Genomic DNA, 18,054 nt, shown 5'->3' on the forward strand with positions numbered 1-18,054 from the left:
CCGGGAAGTACTGGAGTGAGCGATCCTCTGGGAACCGCGGTTCGCCGCCTGCCCATTCATTCGGGAGGATACTCCCATCGCGGCTTTCAAGCCCACGGACACTGCGTCCGTGGGCTTTTTTTCATGTGTAGCGAGCGAAGCCGCTCGCGACCGTATTTCACGCACTGGGATTCTCAATATTGAGGCTGCTCCCCATAAGTTTATGCAGTTTGTCGCTGAAGCGAACGTAACGATGCCCGTCCCGACACTAAGTCACGAGTTTGCGGTACGCGTGTCCGATCGCGGACAGCCGCCGGTTCGTGACGGAGACATCGGCGGGCAGGTAGTATCGCTGCTGTTCGGAACGGGGATCGAAGAGTGGCGACGCGGATGGCGCCGAAGCGTCGGAACGCTCCCGGACCGCGAGGCGATCGTTTCTGCGAGTGATCTCACCCGGGGTGCCGCGACGGCGACGCGGGTAGTCCCTGACCAAGGGCTCGCGTATACGACGCTCGGCGCGCCCGTTAATATCGATCGGATCCTCGAAGCGGTTACGGAGCACGTCGCAGACGCCCGCGGTCTCAATCTCACCGTTATCATCGACGATGTCGAACCGCTGTTGGCGGAGCACGGTCCGGATGCGGTGAAGGAACTCCTCGAGGGAGTGCGTGTACGGGTAATTGACTGTCAGAGTCGCGTCGTGGTCGGCTGTTCGTTCAGGGAGCGGACGGCGGCGTCGCTCGGGGAGGTGTTCGATCCGGTCACTGACATCGAACGGATCGACCACTCGGTCGCCGGCGCCCTCGACGCGCTTCGAGGGGATGACCCGACGACGTTCGGGTATGTCCGCAGTCACTGGACGGAGGCACGGGAGGGTATCGAACGATGTGACCGGAACTACCCGCAGGCGAAGCAGGTCCACGCGGTGCTTTCGGATCCCGAGACGACGCCGCGAACGCTCGGGATGGCACTCTCCGGGCTCGTTTCGCTCGGCGTGTTGGACACGTGGAGCGAGACCGTCGGTCCGACGCGGTACGACCTCACCGCGTACGAACCGGCCCGTCTGTGGGCGGTCGGGGCGTCGCTCGCGGTCGACGGAGACGACGGGTCGCACGAGGACTGACGCCGTCGGTCGCCTCACTCGTCGGCGCCAGTCTCGCTGGCTTCTTCGGCGGTGACGGGGGTTTCGAGGTTGTGTGAGACCACGGTGCCGTCGGGTTCGAGGGTTACCGTTCCGAGCGTCGCCGTCTCACCGGTCCGAAACCGGTCGGCGACTGACTCGAACACGGACTGCCGGTCCAGCTGTTCCCAGACAGTTTCGGCGACGAGCGACTGGAACTCCTCCGGGTCGGTCCAGCCGGAGTCGACTTCGGACGGCACCCCAACGACGAACTGGAACTCCTCTTCGGTGAGGTGAATCCCGACCCCGAACGTGTCTGCGCACATACGTCGCTGTTCGCTCTCGCTTTGCAAAGTCTCGTCGAACGTACCGGGGTCGACTCCTCGACGGCTCCGTCACGGAAGTGAAACGTATCCGTCCGACGCATGCCGAAACCGGTAACCGGGTGCGATAGGAACCGGAGAGTCGAACGGATGTCGACGAATCCCCGCGTCCCGCCGGGTGTCGGGCTCGCGGTCGCGGTGACCGCCGTGAGCGGCGGGGCGATTCTCGTCCGCCTCAGCGACGCCCCGAGCTCGGTCGCCGCGTTCTATCGGGTGCTGTTCACGACGCTGCCGCTGATCCCGATCGCGTTCTGGCGCTACCGGACGCAGCTCGCCGCCGTCACCCGGCGCGATCTCGGCTTTGCGACGCTCTCGGGAGTCGCGCTCGCGCTGCATTTCGCCGCGTGGTTCGAGAGCCTCGCTTGGACGAGCGTCGCCGCGAGCGTGACGCTCGTTCAGGCGCAGCCCGTATTCGTGGCGCTGGGGGCGTGGCTCCTGTTGCGCGAGCGCGTGACCTCGCGGATGGTCGTCGGTATCGCGGTCGCCGTCGTCGGCATGGCGACGATGTCGCTCGGCGACCTCCTCGGTGGCGTGCTGGTTGGCCCGCGACCGCTCTACGGCAACGGGCTGGCGTTGTTCGGTGCGGTGATGGCCGCCGGATACGTCCTCGCCGGTCGCTCGATCCGACAGCGCGTCGCGCTGGTCCCGTACGTGGTGGTCGTGTACGGGGTGTGTACGGTGTCGCTTCTCGCGATCGTCCTCGTCGAGGGCCACGGGCTAACGGGGTACCCCCCGACTGAGTGGGCGATCTTCGTCGGCCTCGCCGTCGGGCCGGGGCTGTTGGGTCACACTGTGGTCAACTGGGCGCTCGCGCATCTCGAGTCGAGCGTCGTCTCCGTGTCGCTCCTTGGCGAGCCGGTCGGGGCGACGGTTCTCGCGTTCGTGTTCCTCTCGGAGGCCCCGACGACGTTCACACTCGTCGGAGGCGCCGTCGTCCTCGCGGGGATCGCGCTCACCACGACCGACGCTGAGGCGTGATACCCAGATGCGCGCCCTCTCCGGTGGTTTCCCGGCGGGGATACGACGTTCTCGAAGCCGATATTTGCGGGTTAACCTTCAAATGTGGCTACCGCCTCCTGAACGTATGCACCGGCGTTCCGCCGTGACGTACGTCGGAGACGATCCGGACGCGCGAGCGCGCGTGGCGCGTGCCGTCGAGACGGCGTGGGACGGCGCGCAGGCTCCGGAATGCCGAGCGACAGCCACGGGCATGCTGCTGGAGGCGACCGAAGGCACCGATCTGCAACCGCTGGCCGACGCCTGCGGTGTCGTCACGACCACCGAGGCGACAGCGGACCCATCGGTCGCCGAACGACTCGCGGCGACGCCGGACACGCTCCCCGTCATCGTCGTTCTCGAGGCGGCGACGGCGGAGGAGTTTCGCCTCGCACTTCGGGCGGGCGCCGACGATATCGTTTCCGGCCCGGCACCGGCGGAATCCGAGTCGGACTCCGAGACGGATCCCCTCGTCGAGCGACTGCGCGATGCGGTGGAACTGGAACGAGTTCGGTTCGGGTCGGGCGACGCCGACCGGCTCCGTGAGGTCTTGTTGGACTCCGGATCGACGCTGATGAGCACGCGCTCCGACGAGGTCGACACGAAGATCAGCTGGACCATGGAGAACGTCGGCGAACACGCCGAGCTCGACCGAATCGTCTGTTACCTCCGAGAGGACGAGGTGCTCGATCCCACGTACGTTTGGTGTCCCGACGGCTGTGACACCTCCTCACGCGCCCTCGACGAATTCCCGGGCGCCGAACGGCTTTCGACCTTCGAGAACGTGGTCAGATCGTCGGTCTCACCTGCCCCGGCGACGGAGAGGGACGCGTCAGGCGAAACGCGGACCGAGTCGGCCGCAACGGTTCACGTCCCGCTCGTCGCCGACTGGGAGCTCATCGGCGTGTTGGCCTTCGAAACCGACGCGTGCCGCGTGTGGACCGACGATGAAGTGGACCTCTATCGGACGTTTGCCGACCTGATCGCGTACACCATCGCTCGCAATAACCGTCGCCTCGAACTCCGCCGCCGGACGGAACAGCTCGAACAGTTCACCTCCGTCGTCTCGCACGACCTCCGGAATCCGCTCAACGTGCTGTCGGGGTATTTAGAAACGGTCGAGGGAGAGGTGTCGCCGTCGACGTACGATCCGATGGATCGAGCGGTGACCCGGATGGAGACGCTCATCGACAACCTTCTCATGTTGGCGAAACGCGGGGAGACGATCGGCGAGACCGAGTTGATCTCGGTGACGGCCGTCGCCGAGGAAGCCTGGCAGACGGTCCGTGCGCCCGACGCGACGTTGACGATCGCCGACGAGATCGGGCAGGTGAACGCGGACCCGAACCGGCTTCGACAGGTGTTCGAGAACCTCTTCCGGAACGCGGTCGATCACGCCGGCCCGAGCGTCGCGATCGAGATCGGGTCCCGAACCGACGGCGCCGGTTGCGAGGGGATGTACATCGCTGACGACGGACCGGGCGTACCCTCCGACGTACACGGCTCACTGTTCGACTCCGGGTTTTCGACCGCGGACAGCTCCGGGATCGGACTCGCCATCGTCGACCGCATCGTCGACGCCCACGGCTGGGAGGTCGCTGTCCGCAACGACGATGGCGCGGTGTTCGAGGTCTCCTTCGAGGCGGAGGCCCCGATACGTCCCGCGTGAGCGGGTGATAAGGGGGCAGCGTCGGGATAAGAACGTCCGGGACGTGGCACCGAAGCCGAGCCCCTACGACTGGAACCGTGCGATCGTTCGCCGGTGTCGGTCCCGGAACATCCCTTCGAACCCGACCTTCGCGAAGGGCCCGGCAGCGTCTCCGAGCGGGCCGAGGGGAAGTCGGTACGCGACGCTGTCTACGAGGAGCGTCTCCTCCCCGTCGGCGTAAAACGAGTGCGTGTGCTCCCACCGCCGAAACGGGCCGCCGACCATCTCGTCGACGAAGAAGGCGCGGTCCCCGAGATCACTCTCCTCATCGGGCTCTCGCTCGGTGATCCGGGAGGTCCACCGCTGTCGCGGTCCGACGCCGAACGGTCGTATCGACATCTGTATCTCCGACCCCTCAGCGAGCACGTCCGGGTCCGGCTCCCCGTCCGGTCCCTCGACGCCGGCGACACGGAGGTGCATCCAACCGGGCGTGAGCTCGCGGAGCCCGTCGATCGTGGAGTGAAACGCCCACACCTCGTCGATGGGGGCCGGAACGCGGGTCGTCCGTCGGTACGTCGGCATGCGTCTGTTAGGGGACGAACGGGCAAAAACCCGTCTCCGGCGGCGGTTCGCGCGATCGGCGGACGACCGACCGAAACCCGCATACGGACGCGACGCGATCTGATCGGTAATGGAGCGAGGCGCGATCGACATCGCCGATCTGGCGGGCCCGTTCGATCTCCAAGCGACGGTCGAGAGCGGACAGAGCTACCTCTGGAACCGCGCCGACGGCGGGACCTACGAGGACCTCCACGCCCATGGCGGCGACGCCTGGTACGAGACGGTCGTCGACCCGATCCCCGGGACTGTCGACGAGCGGGTCCCGGTCCGAGTCCGGCAAGAAGGCGGTGTCCGTGACGGGACCCTCCACTGGGAGGCGTCGATCGACGCGGTCCCCCTCTTAGAGCACCTGTTTCGGCTCGACGACGACCTCGATGCGATCCTCGACTCGACTCCGGACCTCCCGCTCCTCGAACGCGCGTACGACGCATACGAAGGCATGCGACTCACGCGCGATCCGGTCTTCCCGTGTCTGATATCGTTCATCTGTTCGGCGCAGATGCGCGTCGCGCGGATCCACGGAATGCAGCGCCGCCTCCGGGAAACGTACGGCGACGCCGTCGAGCTCGACGGCGACGAGTACCGCGCCTTTCCGTCCCCGGACCAGCTCGCGTCGCGAACCGAAGAGGAGCTCCGTGATCTCTCCTTAGGGTACCGCGCCCCCTACGTCCAGCGGACTGCGGAGATGATCGCGACCGGGGAGGCGGATCCGCTGGAGGCTGCCGACCTGCCCTACGAGAAGGCGCGGGAGTCGCTGACGCGGTTCGTGGGCGTCGGCGACAAGGTCGCCGACTGCGTGCTGTTGTTCTCGCTCGGCTTCCTTGAGGCGGTCCCGCTGGACACGTGGATCCGGACGACGATAGAGGAGTACTACCCGGACTGCGAGCGCGGGAACTACACCGACACGTCGCGCGCGATCCGGGAGCGGTTCGGCGGGGAGTTCGCCGGCTACGCGCAGACGTACGTGTTCTACCACCTCCGGGCAGGCGGCGAGTAGCCTCGAGAAAATCGCCGCAGCCGCGGAGGCGCCGTTGCTCTCGAGGTGGCGCCGTTCCGCCTCGGCGATTTGTCGGCCGAACTTTCATGCCAGTTCGCGTGGTACTGGGAGCCGTGATGGACTGCCGAGTCGTCGTCGAGGCCGCCGTTCCGGTGTACGACGTAGAGTCCGCCGACGAAGCGGTCCGGATCGCCATCTCGAAGACGGGGGAGATGCTGAACCCGGATCTCAACTACGTCGAGATCGAAACCGGAACCCGCACGTCGCCCAGCGGCGAGGAGCTCCCGCCGGCGTTTGTCGCCGCCGACGAGGCCCTCGTCGCGCTCCAACTCCAGATGGACGTGTTCAACGTCGATCGCGAGGAGCACGCCAGCCGCGTCGCCCGCAAGGAGATCGGACAGCGGCTCCGGAACATCCCGCTAACGGTGCTGCGCGTCGAGGAGATCGAGGGCGATGCGGCGGAGTCGGCGGACGGCTCGGCGGGAAGCGATCCGGTCTCCGACGATCCGACCGACGCCCGTGAGTGATCCCCGGAACTGACGCGCGGCGACGGAACGGCCTCCAGTTCCCTTCAGACGGCGTCGCCACTCAGAACGTAACAGTCGGTCGCAGGTAGCGACGAAGATTTAGTCCGCGGTCGGGGCCAGCGGCTCCGATTCAGACTCGTCCATCGGCTCGGTGATTCCTTCAGTCAGCTTAAAAACAGCGGCTTTGTGGTCGGTCTTCGATTTGTGAATTGATGTCGGTTTGACGCCGAGTTCCTCGTAAGCGTCGAGGTCAATATTCTCGTCCCAGAACTCGCACTGCTTTCGTACTTCCGCGAGGAGGCCGTGAAGGTGGATGAGTTCCTGCTTCTTCATGAGTACCAGTCCTTTGCTACCGGAGGCTTATATTATTATCCTGAGTCACGTTACCATGGGTAGTCCCGATTTACCCGTTTCCGGGGCGGAGACGGGTCTTTTCGCGTTATCGATCGGGAGGGATTCGCGAACTCACGCCTCGCGATCGACCACCGGACGTCGAGAAATCACGTCCGCTGGTGTGTTCTGGATCACGCCGTCGTCGCGCGCGCTCTCTCGAGGCGGGAACGCGGACCGACGCGGCCTACTGGAACTGCTTGACCGCCTCGAGATCGCGCTCGGTCCGCATGAACTCCGTTAGTCGTCGCGTCGCGTGACAGTCGGGACAGCTGAAGTTCGAACGGAGGCGCTGTAAATCGGCGGGGTTGTCCTGCCACTCCTTGTTGCACTCCGGACAGACGAGTCTGACGAACGCGTCAACCATGTGGCGACGTACACGGGGCCGGGTTAAAAACGTACGTGGCGATTCAGATCGCGCCGTCGACGCCGGAAAAAACCGATAACGGGCCGCGGCCGCGGGGAATTAGGCCGTCAGCCCCTCGCTCGCGTCGAGAAGCTCTTTGTACCGGTTCCGGATGGTGACCTCGGAGATGTCGGCGACCGCCGACACCTGGCTCTGGGTCACTTTCTCGTTCGAGAGGAGCGCGGCGGCGTACACCGCCGAGGCGGCGAGGCCGACCGGCGACTTCCCGCTCGTGATCCCGGTCCGCTTCGCGCTGTCGAGCAGTTCGCGGGCGACCCGTTGGGTCTCCTCCGAGAGATCGAGCCGCGAGACGAACCGGGGGACGTAGCTCTCGGGGTCGGCGGGCTGGATCTCCAGTTTGAGCTCGCGGATGACGTACCGGTACGTCCGGGTGAGCTCCATCTTGTCGACGCGCGAGACGGCGGTGAACTCGTCGAGGCTCCGAGGGTTCCCGGCCTGTCGGGCGGCGGCGTACAGCGCCGCGGTTGCGACGCCCTCGATGGAGCGCCCCGGAAGCAGATTCTCGCTCAGTGCGCGGCGGTAGATGACCGAGGCGGTCTCGCGGACGTTGTCCGGGAGGCCGAGCGCCGAGGCCATGCGGTCGATCTCGCCGAGCGCCTGCTTCAGGTTCCGCTCCTTCGAGTCGCGGGTGCGGAATCGCTCGTTCCAGGTGCGGAGCCGCTGCATCTTCTCGCGCTGGCGGCTGGACAGGGACTTGCCGTAGGCGTCCTTGTCCTGCCAGCCGATGTTCGTCGAGAGCCCCTTGTCGTGCATCATGTTCGTCGTCGGGGCGCCCACGCGCGACTTGCTGTCGCGCTCGTTGGAGTCGAACGCGCGCCACTCGGGCCCGCGGTCGACCGAGTCTTGCTCGACGACGAGCCCGCAGTCGGTACAGACGGTCTCGCCGTGCTCCGTGTCGGTCATGAGATTCCCGTCGCACTCCGGGCAGGTCGTGGTCCGGTCTCTCACCGACTCGGACTCCTCCGTCGTCGATTCGCTCGACTCCGTGGTTCGGTCTCGCTCCGTTTCGCCGCTGTAGCCGCGTATGTGTGTCTCAGTCATGGTGTTCTCACCGATCGAACTCCCGACAGAAATACTGGCGTCGGGCTCGCCGATTCGTTAACCAATAGTAATCGTCCAGAGTATATAAATCTTTGTGCTTATCAACATTTAGTGATATTTAAAAGCGCCTCTACTCCTCGAGAGCGTACGTCTGAAACGAATACGGTGGTGTTTCGGTACCGACCCTGAATGCGGGCCCGCATCCGCAGAGATATATAAATGATGGCGTTCACTCCAGCGGCGGTTCGACGACGCCGGCCGACATCCGAAGGCGCCCGAAGGCGCCCGCTCTTAGGGCCGGCGCCGCGCCACGAGCGCGACCGCGATCAACGCGATCAGGGCGACGACCGCACCGAAGCCAGGCGCCTCGTCGCCGCTCCCGTCGTCGCTCATCTCACCGTCGTCGTTCATCTCGCTATCGCCGTTCGTCTCCTCACCGTTCACCTCACTGTCGTCGTTTGTTTCTCCGTCAGCGTTCGTCTCGTCGTTCTCCCCGTCCATCCCGCCACTCATCTCCTCGCCGCCCTCGACGGTCAGCTCGGTGGCGGACATCACTGGCGCGCCAGCTGCGGTGTACGGGCCGTCTTCGCCGCCGTCACTGCTAGGGAAGTCGTACGCCCGTTGCTGTCGGTGTCGCGGTGCGCCATGGCGAACGCCGTGTCGCCCTCGGTCAGCGAGGAGTCGTGCACCGTCACGAACCCGCCGTCGAGGACGTGAACCTCGTCGACGACGACCGTGCTCCCGCCGGACGTGGGGTCGGCGACGGTCGCGCCCGCTTCGTTGGGTCCGCTCTGTGCCGCGACCGCGCCAGCCGCGCCGGCGACCGCCGACTTCTCACCCAAATCGTTCGGAAAGCCGCCATAATCCGGATATCGACGGCTGGCGCGGAGACTGACGGCGCTTCGAGGATGTCGTCGGCAAGGGTGGATCAGCCGAACGTCGGCGGCGGGAGGAACCAACGAGGCGTAGTGAGTTCGTGTACTGCGGAAGTGTGGGGGCGAGCGTCGACAGAGTGAGAGATCGAGCGTCGACGGGAGCTGTTACCGCGGGGCGACGGCGAGCCCTCGACCGTCAGTCCCAGGTGACCCAGACGAGGAAGACGAGGCCGAGAGTCTGGAGGACGTGTAACCCCATCATCCCCCGCCACGCGATCGGCGGCACCGCCTCGGAGGCGAACCACGCGGACAGCGTCGGGTCGAGCAGGTAGATGTACAGCGCGAACGCGTTCTCCCCGAGGAGGAAGACGCCGAACATCGCCAACCCGAGGGCGTGTTTCGAGCGGAACTGCGCGTAGTTCCGCCCCCACACCCAGACGAGCGCGAGAAGCAGGGCGACGTTCACCCCCGCAGACACCCGCGCCACGTCGAACCAGAGACTCATCGTACACCTGCTATCGGCGGAGCGGGTATAACCGCTTTCCCAAATTCGTTCCGAATACGACCCGCAATGCGCCGGCTGCGGGTCGGGGCTCCCGATCGGTCAGTCGTCATCTGTTTGCTCCATGATCGTTTCGATAGTGTCCCAATGCTGGCGGGCTCGCGGCGTCGGCAGGTAGACGGCGCCGTACTCGTCGCCGCTGCGCTGGACGACGTCGTTGTCCATCAGTACGTCGAGATGGTGGCGGACGGTTTTGTAGTCCAGATCGAGATCGTCGGCGAGCTGGTTCGCGTTACGCGGGCGGTCGTCGAGCGCCCGCAACAGCCGGACGCGGTTCGCTCCCCCCCGCGTTCCGGTTAGCACGTACCAGAGTGCCGCTTCCATCGTATTCGAGTCGTCGGCACGCCACCTAACTCCACCGCTCTTGATCAGGTCCTCGGGCGGGCGCGCACGCCCGAACCGAACACCCGGTCGTCCCGGTCGTCCGCAAGTCGGCGCGGCAGAGCGGGGCAGCCTCACCCGCCCGCTCCGGCTACCGGTTCCGACTCACCGGGAACGCCACTCGCTCCGGGTGCTCGTTGAACCGGGTGAGGATCCGCTCGTACAGCCGGTTTTTGACCCGCTGTCCGCGCCGGGGATTGGTGAGATACCGGACGCGGAGCTCCACCCACGACTCCCCCTGGGTCACGTTCACCGTCGGCCGGTCGTGCACTTCCAACTCGACCGGCGTCTCGGCGAGGGCCTCGCGGTACGCCGCGATCCCGTCCGCCATCTCCGCTCCTAGGAGGTCCGTCGCCTCCTCGGCCATGACTCCCCGCGCGAAGTCGAGATCGGTCTCGTAGGCCACCTGCACGGCGACTTCGTTCCATACGTACGGGGACCCCCCGCCGCCGAAGTTGACCACGTTCGAGGAGAGCACGACGCTGTTCGGGACGGTCACCACCCGTCCGGACGGCTGGTTCGTCGTCACCAGCTCTCCGTTGATCTCCCACAGCGTCGTCACGAGGAAGTCGACGCCGATCACGTCCCCCTTCGAGTCGTCGATCCGGACGCGGTCGCCGACGGCGTACGGCTGTTTGACGGTGATGTACACCCACGCGATCAGCGACAGGAGCGGCTGCTGGAGCGCGAAGGTGACCGCGAAGCCGATAACGCCGAGCGAGAAGAGGAGGCCGAGCCAGTTCTCCGTCAACACCGCGAGCGTCGCAATCGCCCCCACGAACCCGAACGCGAGTCGCAACACGTTCCGCGTGTTGTACGCGCGCCGCTTGTTCGCCGACCGCATCAGCAGCCGAACGGCGAGCAGGTACGACCCGTACAACACGCCGAACACGGCGACGACGAGGAGCGCCCGCCCGACGACGAGGGTCGCCGGGTATCCGAGCAGCGCGGGCCAGCCGCCGAGCGCTCCCGTCGTCGTCACGAATCCGCCCGCCACGCCGGCGGCGACGCCGACGATAATGGCGCCGAGTCCGAGAGGTCGTCTCACGGTGGTCGGTCGCGGCCGACCGGCAAAACGGTTGTGCCGGCGCGACAGCGCTGTGAACGCTTGCCGCCGCGGCTCGACTCGGCTCGGGCTACTCGGTCGCGACCCGCGCCAGCGCGCCCGCGAGAACGTCGGTCGCCGCGGCGCAGTCGCGCCAGTCGGTCCACTCGAGCGGATTGTGCGAGATCCCGTCGCGCGAGGGCGCGAACAGGAGCGAGGCGTCGGTGACCGCCGCAACCCGCATCGCGTCGTGTGCGGCCCCGGAGTGAAGGTCGATCGCGGTTCGCCCGGCCGATTCGGCCGCGGCGTGTGCCGCGTCCCGGAGCCGGTCGTCCATCGGGGTCGGCGACACGTCGAAGGGGCGCTCGAAGGCGGTCTGGACCCCCCGCTCGCGCTCCAGCCGGGCGAGCGAGTCGCGCGCGGCGCCGACGATCGTCTCCATCGACTCCCGCGTCACGTCCCGCACGTCCACCCCCGCCTCGACGCGACCGGGGACGACGTTGGTCGCGTTCGGCGAGACGGAGAGCGATCCGACGGTCCCGACCGCGGAGTCGCTCTCGGCGGCGACGACTTCGTTCGCGGCCGCCTCCACGTCGAGCACGAACTCGCTGGCGGCGGCGAGCGCGTCGGTCCGGTCCCCCATCGCCGTCGCGCCAGCGTGGTTCGCCTCACCCTCGATCGTCGCCTCGCAGTGAGTGATCCCGGTGATCGTCGTCACCACGCCGACGTCGGCGCCCGCCTCCTCGAGGACGGTGTCCTGCTCGATATGCAGCTCGTAGAACGCCGCCCACGACGCGGGATCGATCTCGTCGTCGCCGCGGTAGCCGATCCGCCCGAGCGCCTCGCCCAGCGTCTCTCCCGCGCCGTCTTCGAAGGCGAGCGCCGCGTCGGCGTCGGTCGCTCCGGTCGCGACGCTCGACCCGAGCAGCCCGCTCCCGAACGTCGCACCCTCCTCCTCGGTGAAGCTCACGACGGCGACGGGCCGCGCCGGCTCCACGCCCGCGTCCCGCATCGCGCGCACCGCCTCCAGCGCCGCGTACACCCCGAGCGGGCCGTCGAAGATCCCGCCCTCGGGGACGCTGTCGAGGTGACTCCCGCTCGCGACGGGCGCCGCGTCCGGGTCCGCGGAGTCGGGGACCCACGTCCCGACGAGGTTGCCGACCGCGTCGATGGCCACCTCGAGGCCGGCGTCTTCGAACCGCTCCACCAGCCGGTCCCGAGCCGCCCGGTTCGCCGCCGACCCGGTCAGGTTGGTTCGTCCGAGCTTTTCGGGAGCCTCGTACGTGACCCGCCCGAACGCCGCGTTCGCCTCGAGATCCGCGCGGAGCCGGTCGGCGTCGACTGGAAGATCCATGCCCCAATCGGGGGCCGGCGGCCCAAAACGGTCGTGGTCGGGCTGGGACGCTCGAGGTAACCAAAGACACTTATACAGACTAGAAGGCGAATACACCCGTTTTTAGGCGGGTGATGAAGCCGACATGGTGGGAAGCAATCCACTAGCCGAACGTCTGTACCGAGTTTCACATACCGAGGTTTAATTGACAGGCCACTCTATGCGAAGGTAGGAATTGGTCGGAACGGAGCGGATTCCGAACCGTCCTTCGGAGGCGGCCTGTCCGCCCACGTAACGAGGCAGTATCCGAAAGATCAGTCGGTGAACGCCACATTCTTGAAGGGTGTGTCTCTGCCGACTGCTCAAAGCTCGCACTACGATACCCCCAACTCCGCTGATGCCTGCCAGCGTCCCCGTGGCAAAAACAACACTGGGACGCCGTACACGGTCGAGGATAGGGGTAACGGCGGCTTGGCACCGCCAGCAGCCCGCCACATCGACGCTGTGGGACTATCCGTGCCCGAAAGGTGTGGCAGTCCGGTGATTGGACTGTAAACCTGAAACTCCCACCGCTCGGGATTCCTCCGCGTTCACGCGGAGGAGGATGTCAATTTTTCGCTGAGTTGCCGAAGACGATGTCCCCGATACTGTTACAGGGTGGAGCCGGCGCGCTCTTCTTCCTGTTCGGCCTCCTCATGCTGCTCGTACAGCTCGGTATCATCGTCTGGATCTACTCGGACGCGCAACAGCGGAGCGACCAGCCCGCGTTCCTGTGGGCGATCGTCGCGTTCCTCGCGCCGCTCCTGGGGCTCGTGCTGTACCTGATCATCGGCCGGAACCAGTACTGAAACGGCCGGAGCGGGCGATCGCGGGCCGCTTCAGATCCCTCTGAGCACGCTCGTCACTCCGGCCGTCTCCGCGACCACCCACGCGACGAACAGCAGGTACGCGAGCAGCAGCACCGACGACTCCCGCTCGGTGAGCGACAGGTCCGTCCGAAGCGTCGCGAACAGCAGCACGGTCGCGACGGTGAGCACGCCGAGCATCGGGACGGCGGTCGAGAAGTTCACGCTGACGCTCCCGACGATCAACACCCCGGAGGGGATCGCCACGAGCAGGTCGAACGTGTTCGACCCCAACACGTTCCCGAGGCTCGTCCCGCCCCGCCCTTCGCGCGCCGTCCGGACGCTCACGAGCGCGTCGGGGAGGCTCGTGGCGGCCGCGACGATCGTGATCCCGGCGAGGAACTCGGGGATGCCGAACGTCGCCCCGAGCGACTCGACCGAACCGACCAGCCGCTCGACGGCGATCCCGATGACGAGCAGGCCGGCCGCGAGCTTCCCCCACTGTCGGCGCACCGCGACGCCCTCCCGGACGCGCTCGATCGCCGCGTCGTCCACGTCCTGATACTGAATGAACAGGTAGAGCCCGTACAGCAGCAGCGGAATCGCGGCGACGGGTCGGGTTAGCTCCCCCACGATCGGGTCCGAGGAGACGGGGAAGTAGATCACGGCGAGCGAGAAGGTGACGACGAGCGCCGACACCGCGATCATGTAGAACTGCGCCTCCTTGTACACGATCGCGCGGCTGGCTTCGAGATCGTCGACCGCGCTGAACCCCGAGAGCCCGGGGATGACGAGGATGTTGAAAATCGCGGAGCCGACGAGCGCGCCCACGCCCATATCGAAGACGCCGGTGGCCGCGGTGACGACGACGCTCGCGAACTCCGGGAAGCTCGACCCGACGGCGACGACGATCGACCCCTGCACGACCGCCGGCAGGCCGTAGTATCCAGAGAGCGTCTCTGCGGCCTCCTCCAGCCACCCGCTCCCGATCCAGATGGCGCCCGTCGCGACGGCGATCACGGCAACGTGAGCGATCGGCGCCTCCGGGATGATCCCACCGAGCATCGGCTTATCTCACGTGTCGGCCCGCGAGCTCCCACAGCCGGTCGGCGATCTCGTCGTCGAGCGCGTCGCGTCGGACGCGCCACGCCCAGTTGCCGTCGAGGGTTCCGGGCTCGTTGAACCGCGCCTCGCTCCCGAGCCCGAGCAGGTCCTGCACCGTCGTCATCGCCAACACCGCCTCGGAGGCCCACACCTCGTCGATGATCTCCCACTCAGTCGCGCGGTCGCCGTCGGCGCCGACGTTGTACCGGAAACACTCGCGCTGGCGCTCGGGGAGGTCCTCGAAGTAGCCGACCCACGTGTCCGTGTCGTGGGTCGACGTGTAGCCGACGACCCCCTCGGGGTAGTGCATCGGCTGGTACTCGTCGCCCTCCGCGCACCAGTCGGCGTACTGCGGGACGCGCATCCCGGGGAAGCCGAACTCCGCCATCAGCTCGTCCATCGCCGGCTCCTCGAACCCGAGGTCCTCGGCGATGAAGGGGGTCTGCCCCAGCTCGCGCTCCACGGTCTCGAACAGGTCGCGTCCGGGCCCCTCGCACCACTCGCCGGCGGCCGGATCGTCGCGGTCGGCCGGGATCGCCCAGTACTTCACGAACCCGAGGAAGTGGTCGAGCCGCGCCACGTCGGCGAGCTCGAACAGCCGCCGAAACCGGGCGACCCACCAGTCGTAGCCGCGCTCCGCGAGCCGGTCCCAGTCGTAGACGGGGTTCCCCCAGCGCTGACCGCTGTCGCCCGCGTTCGGCGGCACGCCCGCGACCGCCGCGGGCCGGTTCTCGTCGTCGAGCCGGAACGCCTCCGGGTTCGCCCACACGTCCGCGGAGTCGAGCGCGACGTAGATGGGCACGTCGCCGACGATCGACACGCCCTCCTCGTCGGCGACCGCGCGGAGGTCGCGCCACTGCCGGTCGAACGTCCACTGGAGGAACTCCCGGTACCGGACCTCGTCGGCGTGGCGCTCCCGCGCCTCGGCGAGCGCCTCGGGATCTCGCGTCCGAAGCGGGTCGGGCCAGTCGGTCCACGTGTCTTCGCCCCTCGCGTCCGAGAGCGCGCGGAACAGCGCGTAGTCGTCGAGCCACGGCTCGCGCTCGCGGAAGGCGTCGAACTCGGGTGCCGCCTCCCCCGCGCCGGCCTCGTCGAACCGCTCGAACGCGGTCCGCAACAGCGGCTGTTTGTACTCCCGAACCGCCTCGTATTCGACCCGATCCGCCGGGAAGTCGGGGACTGGTTCGAGGTCGGCGTCGTCGAGCCACCCGTCGTCGACGAGCCCGTCGAGGTCGATCAGCAGGGGGTTGCCGGCGAAGGCGGAGGGCGACTGGTACGGGGACTCCCCGGCGGCGGGCATCGTCGGGCCGAGCGGGCAGATCTGCCAGTGGCGGACGTCGGCGTCGCCGAGGAACGAGAGGAATGCTTCCGCGCCATCGCCGAGGTCGCCGATACCGTGTCTCCCCGGGAGCGAGGTGACGTGACAGAACACGCCGCCGGAGCGGTCGAGTCGCATGCGTCCCCCTGCGACCCCCACCGACTCAAGCGTTGCGTCCACCTCCCCCGGCTACCGGGCTACTGCTCCGCCTCGCGAACAATCGCCACGTCGTCGACGCGGATCCGCTCGGACCCCTCGCCGTCGACGACCACGCTGGGGTCGCCGGTCACGAGGTCCTGGTCGTCGTGATCGACGCCCACCGCGACGCTCGCCGGCTCGGGCGCGAAGTTGAGGACGACGACCAGCGACTCCTCGTCGGTGCTCCGGCGGAACGCGACTACGTCGTCCGGGTGGACGTCGCCGCTGGCGACGATCGGGCGCTCGGAGAGGTCGCCGCTGGCGACGTGGTACGCCACCCGATCGAGGTCGCCCTCTGGCCCGAGTGCGGGGTGGTCGGCGCGGACCGCGAGCAGCCGCTCGTACCGGTCGCGCACGCCTTCGCGGGCGTGCTCCCACGCGATCGCGTCGCGCCGGCCGCGCTGGCCGATCTCCTGGCCCGCGTAGATCATCGGGACGCCCGGCAGGGTGACGGTGGCCGCCCCCGCCGCGGCCGCGGCGGCGTCGCCGCACTCGACCCGGTACCGGGTCTCGTCGTGGTTCTCGATGTACTGGAGGAACTCGGCGTGGTCCGGGAAGCCGATCTCCGCGCGCTGGTCGATCGCGTCCAACAGCGACGACGCGGGGTCGACGCCCCGCCCGATCTGGCGGAGCTGGAAGTACAGCGTCGCGTCGAAGTGCACGTCGAACATCCCCTCGTGGAAGCCCGGGATGTACGGGATCGTCTCGTCCATCAGGAGGAACTCCCGGTCGATGTCTTTCACCCGGTCGCGCAGCTCGCGCCAGAAGGAGTCGGGGACCGCCCACGCCATGTCGCACCGGAACCCGTCGACGATCGGCGCCCACTCGTCGACCACGTCGAGGAGGAACCGCCGAACCTCGAGGTTCGCGTGGTTCAGGTTCGCGATCAGCTCCCAGTCGAAGTACGTCCCCGGCTCGCCGGACTCCTGCCACTCGTAGCGGTCGCGGTACGGGGAGTTCGGGTTCTGGTAGGCGTCCGCGAACCACTCGTGCTCGCGCGCGGTGTGGTTGGCGACGAAGTCGAACAACACCCGCATCCCGTGGTCGTGGGCGCGCTCGACCAGCGCCTCGTAGTCGTCGCGGTCGCCGAGGTCCTCGGCCACGTCGAAGAAGTCGGTGATGTTGTAGCCGTGCGGCTTCCCGTCGTGCTGGAGGACCGGCGTGAGCCACAGCGTGTCGACGCCCAGGTCCGCGATCGCCGGGATCCGGTCGGCGATCGCCGCGAACGTCTCCCCTCTCTCATCGTCGCCGTCAGCGTCATCCCCGTCGGCGAACGTCCGGACGTACACCTCGTACACCGTCGCGTCGCGGGTCCACGTCGGCGGATCGTTGAGTCGCACCGTCTCGAAGGCGGCGCCGCTCGGGCCGCCGATCGCCTCGCTCTCCCCGCCTCCTCGGCCCGAGCCCTCCCCGCTTCGCTCGACCGCGACCGCGTCGGCGACGCTGACGCGCGGCTCCTGTCCGGGCTCCGCGGCGACGGCGACCCCGTGGACGCGCAGTCGGTCCGTAATGGCGGACACCGGCACTCGAAGCTCCCGCCCGTCGTCGTCGGTTTCCAGCGCGTCGCGGGGGTTCGTCCGCCCCTCCGCGACCGCGCTCGCGACGTCGCGGTCGTCGACGACGAAGGTCACCCGGAGGTCCTCCGCGTCGAGCGAGGACTGCGGGTTCGGCGTCGGCGTCGCGCGGACGACGACTTCGGGGTCCGCCTCGCCGCTCGCGCCGTCGCTACCGGCCCCGCCCGATTCGACGCTCGCGTCCAGCCGCACGCGCGGGCGTCCGGTCCCCGACTCGCCGCGCGTCTCCGCGTAGTCGACGGGCTCGTCGCCGGCGACCCGGTCGCGGATCGCCGTCCCGCTCCCCCCCTCGACGTCGACGCCCTCGTAGCTCGAGGGGAACGCTCGGACCGTCAGCAGGTGGTCGTCGTCCGGGGCGTCGAGCCCGATCCGGTAGCGGCCCGGTACGTCCGGGGTGAACTCGGTGACCGAGTCCGACCCGACCGTCGCTTCGCTGCCGGGGGGCGCGTCGACGACGCGCCACGCGTAGGACGCGCTCGGGTCCGGATCTCGGGGGGCAAGCTCCGTCGTCTCGCCGGTCGCGAGGAATCGAGGGGGTCCAGGATGGTGCATGTCACTTCCATCGGTGCCCGGGGTCTTCGTTGTTGCTCCTCTGTGAACTACCGCCGCGGGCGACGGTGACGGCGCGCAACGCTGGGGACGCGGCTCATAGACGGCCTCGTTCGTCAAGGCTTTCACGTCGGGAATCGC

At 67.8% G+C, this 18,054-nt stretch carries 20 protein-coding genes; 6 read left to right on the top strand and 14 right to left on the bottom strand.

All coding sequences use genetic code 11. From position 1 onward, the window contains the following. Positions 1-271: 271 nt before the first annotated feature. Positions 272-1,102, top strand: coding sequence for a DUF7504 family protein (locus tag ACT4MF_RS08755; protein WP_444682520.1), 831 nt, complete (start codon positions 272-274; stop codon positions 1,100-1,102). A 14-nt stretch (positions 1,103-1,116) separates the two neighbouring features. Here the strand turns inward: ACT4MF_RS08755 and ACT4MF_RS08760 are convergent, their stop codons facing one another. Next, positions 1,117-1,425, bottom strand: a complete 309-nt coding sequence (locus ACT4MF_RS08760; protein WP_444682519.1) for a DUF8124 family protein — start codon at positions 1,423-1,425, stop codon at positions 1,117-1,119. A 147-nt stretch (positions 1,426-1,572) separates the two neighbouring features. Between ACT4MF_RS08760 and ACT4MF_RS08765 the strand changes: the two genes are divergently transcribed. Both ACT4MF_RS08765 and ACT4MF_RS08770 read left to right on the top strand, forming a co-directional pair. Continuing rightward, on the top strand, positions 1,573-2,460 hold the full coding sequence (locus ACT4MF_RS08765; protein ID WP_444682518.1) for a DMT family transporter: 888 nt from the start codon (positions 1,573-1,575) through the stop codon (positions 2,458-2,460). 106 nt (positions 2,461-2,566) lie between these two features. After that, on the top strand, positions 2,567-4,147 hold the full coding sequence (locus tag ACT4MF_RS08770) for a GAF domain-containing sensor histidine kinase (RefSeq protein ID WP_444682517.1): 1,581 nt from the start codon (positions 2,567-2,569) through the stop codon (positions 4,145-4,147). Between the two features lie 63 nt (positions 4,148-4,210). Here ACT4MF_RS08770 and ACT4MF_RS08775 read toward each other — a convergent pair whose 3' ends face one another. After that, complete coding sequence (locus tag ACT4MF_RS08775; RefSeq protein ID WP_099256066.1) at positions 4,211-4,708, bottom strand: SRPBCC family protein; 498 nt, start codon at positions 4,706-4,708, stop codon at positions 4,211-4,213. Between the two features lie 109 nt (positions 4,709-4,817). Here ACT4MF_RS08775 and ACT4MF_RS08780 point away from each other — a divergent pair, with 109 nt between their 5' ends. After that, entirely contained in the window at positions 4,818-5,744 is a 927-nt protein-coding gene (locus tag ACT4MF_RS08780; protein WP_444682516.1) for a DNA-3-methyladenine glycosylase family protein, read from the top strand. 116 nt (positions 5,745-5,860) lie between these two features. Next, positions 5,861-6,271, top strand: a complete 411-nt coding sequence (locus tag ACT4MF_RS08785; protein ID WP_099256064.1) for a DUF555 domain-containing protein — start codon at positions 5,861-5,863, stop codon at positions 6,269-6,271. A gap of 99 nt (positions 6,272-6,370) precedes the next feature. Here ACT4MF_RS08785 and ACT4MF_RS08790 read toward each other — a convergent pair whose 3' ends face one another. The 9 genes from ACT4MF_RS08790 to ACT4MF_RS08830 form a co-directional block, all read right to left on the bottom strand. Next, on the bottom strand, positions 6,371-6,604 hold the full coding sequence (locus ACT4MF_RS08790; RefSeq protein ID WP_015910243.1) for a UPF0058 family protein: 234 nt from the start codon (positions 6,602-6,604) through the stop codon (positions 6,371-6,373). Between the two features lie 244 nt (positions 6,605-6,848). Then, positions 6,849-7,028 (bottom strand): DUF7836 family putative zinc-binding protein, encoded by a 180-nt coding sequence (locus tag ACT4MF_RS08795; RefSeq protein ID WP_050026851.1) that lies wholly within the window; start codon positions 7,026-7,028, stop codon positions 6,849-6,851. A gap of 99 nt (positions 7,029-7,127) precedes the next feature. Then, positions 7,128-8,129 (bottom strand): transcription initiation factor IIB, encoded by a 1,002-nt coding sequence (locus ACT4MF_RS08800; protein WP_444682515.1) that lies wholly within the window; start codon positions 8,127-8,129, stop codon positions 7,128-7,130. 291 nt (positions 8,130-8,420) lie between these two features. Further along, the gene (locus ACT4MF_RS08805; protein ID WP_444682514.1) at positions 8,421-8,681 is read right to left on the bottom strand and encodes a PGF-CTERM sorting domain-containing protein; all 261 of its coding nucleotides are present in this window, start codon (positions 8,679-8,681) and stop codon (positions 8,421-8,423) included. Continuing rightward, positions 8,681-8,971, bottom strand: coding sequence for a DUF7282 domain-containing protein (locus tag ACT4MF_RS08810; protein ID WP_444682513.1), 291 nt, complete (start codon positions 8,969-8,971; stop codon positions 8,681-8,683). Before ACT4MF_RS08810 ends, ACT4MF_RS08805 begins: the two co-directional genes overlap by 1 nt. Before the next feature lie 229 nt (positions 8,972-9,200). Beyond that, a complete protein-coding gene (locus tag ACT4MF_RS08815) occupies positions 9,201-9,509 on the bottom strand; it encodes a DUF8036 family membrane protein (protein WP_099256060.1) in 309 nt (102 codons plus the stop codon). 99 nt (positions 9,510-9,608) lie between these two features. Next, positions 9,609-9,890: a winged helix-turn-helix domain-containing protein gene (locus ACT4MF_RS08820; RefSeq protein WP_099256059.1), complete on the bottom strand. Its 282-nt coding sequence runs from the start codon at positions 9,888-9,890 to the stop codon at positions 9,609-9,611. 148 nt (positions 9,891-10,038) lie between these two features. Next, positions 10,039-10,995, bottom strand: a complete 957-nt coding sequence (locus tag ACT4MF_RS08825) for a mechanosensitive ion channel family protein (protein WP_444682512.1) — start codon at positions 10,993-10,995, stop codon at positions 10,039-10,041. A gap of 88 nt (positions 10,996-11,083) precedes the next feature. Then, a complete protein-coding gene (locus ACT4MF_RS08830) occupies positions 11,084-12,346 on the bottom strand; it encodes a Zn-dependent hydrolase (protein ID WP_444682511.1) in 1,263 nt (420 codons plus the stop codon). A 614-nt stretch (positions 12,347-12,960) separates the two neighbouring features. Here ACT4MF_RS08830 and ACT4MF_RS08835 point away from each other — a divergent pair. Further along, positions 12,961-13,173 (top strand): PLDc N-terminal domain-containing protein, encoded by a 213-nt coding sequence (locus ACT4MF_RS08835; protein ID WP_099256056.1) that lies wholly within the window; start codon positions 12,961-12,963, stop codon positions 13,171-13,173. Between the two features lie 30 nt (positions 13,174-13,203). Here ACT4MF_RS08835 and ACT4MF_RS08840 read toward each other — a convergent pair whose 3' ends face one another. The 3 genes from ACT4MF_RS08840 to malA are packed head-to-tail and all read right to left on the bottom strand — an operon-like array spanning position 13,204 to position 17,916. After that, on the bottom strand, positions 13,204-14,235 hold the full coding sequence (locus ACT4MF_RS08840) for a sodium:calcium antiporter (RefSeq protein ID WP_444682510.1): 1,032 nt from the start codon (positions 14,233-14,235) through the stop codon (positions 13,204-13,206). A gap of 4 nt (positions 14,236-14,239) precedes the next feature. After that, complete coding sequence (malQ, locus tag ACT4MF_RS08845; protein ID WP_444682509.1) at positions 14,240-15,730, bottom strand: 4-alpha-glucanotransferase; 1,491 nt, start codon at positions 15,728-15,730, stop codon at positions 14,240-14,242. A 59-nt stretch (positions 15,731-15,789) separates the two neighbouring features. Further along, positions 15,790-17,916, bottom strand: coding sequence for an alpha-amylase MalA (gene malA, locus ACT4MF_RS08850; RefSeq protein ID WP_444682508.1), 2,127 nt, complete (start codon positions 17,914-17,916; stop codon positions 15,790-15,792). Positions 17,917-18,054: the final 138 nt, after the last annotated feature.

The organism is Halorubrum sp. FL23, from assembly GCF_052439115.2.
Taxonomy (GTDB): domain Archaea; phylum Halobacteriota; class Halobacteria; order Halobacteriales; family Haloferacaceae; genus Halorubrum; species Halorubrum persicum.

Excerpts from the sequence above, each read along its gene's own strand:
- ACT4MF_RS08780 (WP_444682516.1), top strand. The coding sequence starts at position 4,818 with ATGGAGCGAGGCGCGATCGACATCGCCGATCTGGCGGGCCCGTTCGAT.
- ACT4MF_RS08840 (WP_444682510.1), bottom strand. The coding sequence starts at position 14,235 with ATGCTCGGTGGGATCATCCCGGAGGCGCCGATCGCTCACGTTGCCGTG.
- malQ (WP_444682509.1), bottom strand. The coding sequence starts at position 15,730 with ATGCGACTCGACCGCTCCGGCGGCGTGTTCTGTCACGTCACCTCGCTC.
- ACT4MF_RS08830 (WP_444682511.1), bottom strand. The coding sequence starts at position 12,346 with ATGGATCTTCCAGTCGACGCCGACCGGCTCCGCGCGGATCTCGAGGCG.
- ACT4MF_RS08790 (WP_015910243.1), bottom strand. The coding sequence starts at position 6,604 with ATGAAGAAGCAGGAACTCATCCACCTTCACGGCCTCCTCGCGGAAGTA.
- ACT4MF_RS08775 (WP_099256066.1), bottom strand. The coding sequence starts at position 4,708 with ATGCCGACGTACCGACGGACGACCCGCGTTCCGGCCCCCATCGACGAG.
- ACT4MF_RS08765 (WP_444682518.1), top strand. The coding sequence starts at position 1,573 with ATGTCGACGAATCCCCGCGTCCCGCCGGGTGTCGGGCTCGCGGTCGCG.
- ACT4MF_RS08835 (WP_099256056.1), top strand. The coding sequence starts at position 12,961 with ATGTCCCCGATACTGTTACAGGGTGGAGCCGGCGCGCTCTTCTTCCTG.
- ACT4MF_RS08820 (WP_099256059.1), bottom strand. The coding sequence starts at position 9,890 with ATGGAAGCGGCACTCTGGTACGTGCTAACCGGAACGCGGGGGGGAGCG.
- ACT4MF_RS08795 (WP_050026851.1), bottom strand. The coding sequence starts at position 7,028 with ATGGTTGACGCGTTCGTCAGACTCGTCTGTCCGGAGTGCAACAAGGAG.
- ACT4MF_RS08805 (WP_444682514.1), bottom strand. The coding sequence starts at position 8,681 with ATGTCCGCCACCGAGCTGACCGTCGAGGGCGGCGAGGAGATGAGTGGC.
- ACT4MF_RS08770 (WP_444682517.1), top strand. The coding sequence starts at position 2,567 with ATGCACCGGCGTTCCGCCGTGACGTACGTCGGAGACGATCCGGACGCG.
- ACT4MF_RS08760 (WP_444682519.1), bottom strand. The coding sequence starts at position 1,425 with ATGTGCGCAGACACGTTCGGGGTCGGGATTCACCTCACCGAAGAGGAG.
- malA (WP_444682508.1), bottom strand. The coding sequence starts at position 17,916 with ATGCACCATCCTGGACCCCCTCGATTCCTCGCGACCGGCGAGACGACG.
- ACT4MF_RS08815 (WP_099256060.1), bottom strand. The coding sequence starts at position 9,509 with ATGAGTCTCTGGTTCGACGTGGCGCGGGTGTCTGCGGGGGTGAACGTC.
- ACT4MF_RS08800 (WP_444682515.1), bottom strand. The coding sequence starts at position 8,129 with ATGACTGAGACACACATACGCGGCTACAGCGGCGAAACGGAGCGAGAC.
- ACT4MF_RS08785 (WP_099256064.1), top strand. The coding sequence starts at position 5,861 with ATGGACTGCCGAGTCGTCGTCGAGGCCGCCGTTCCGGTGTACGACGTA.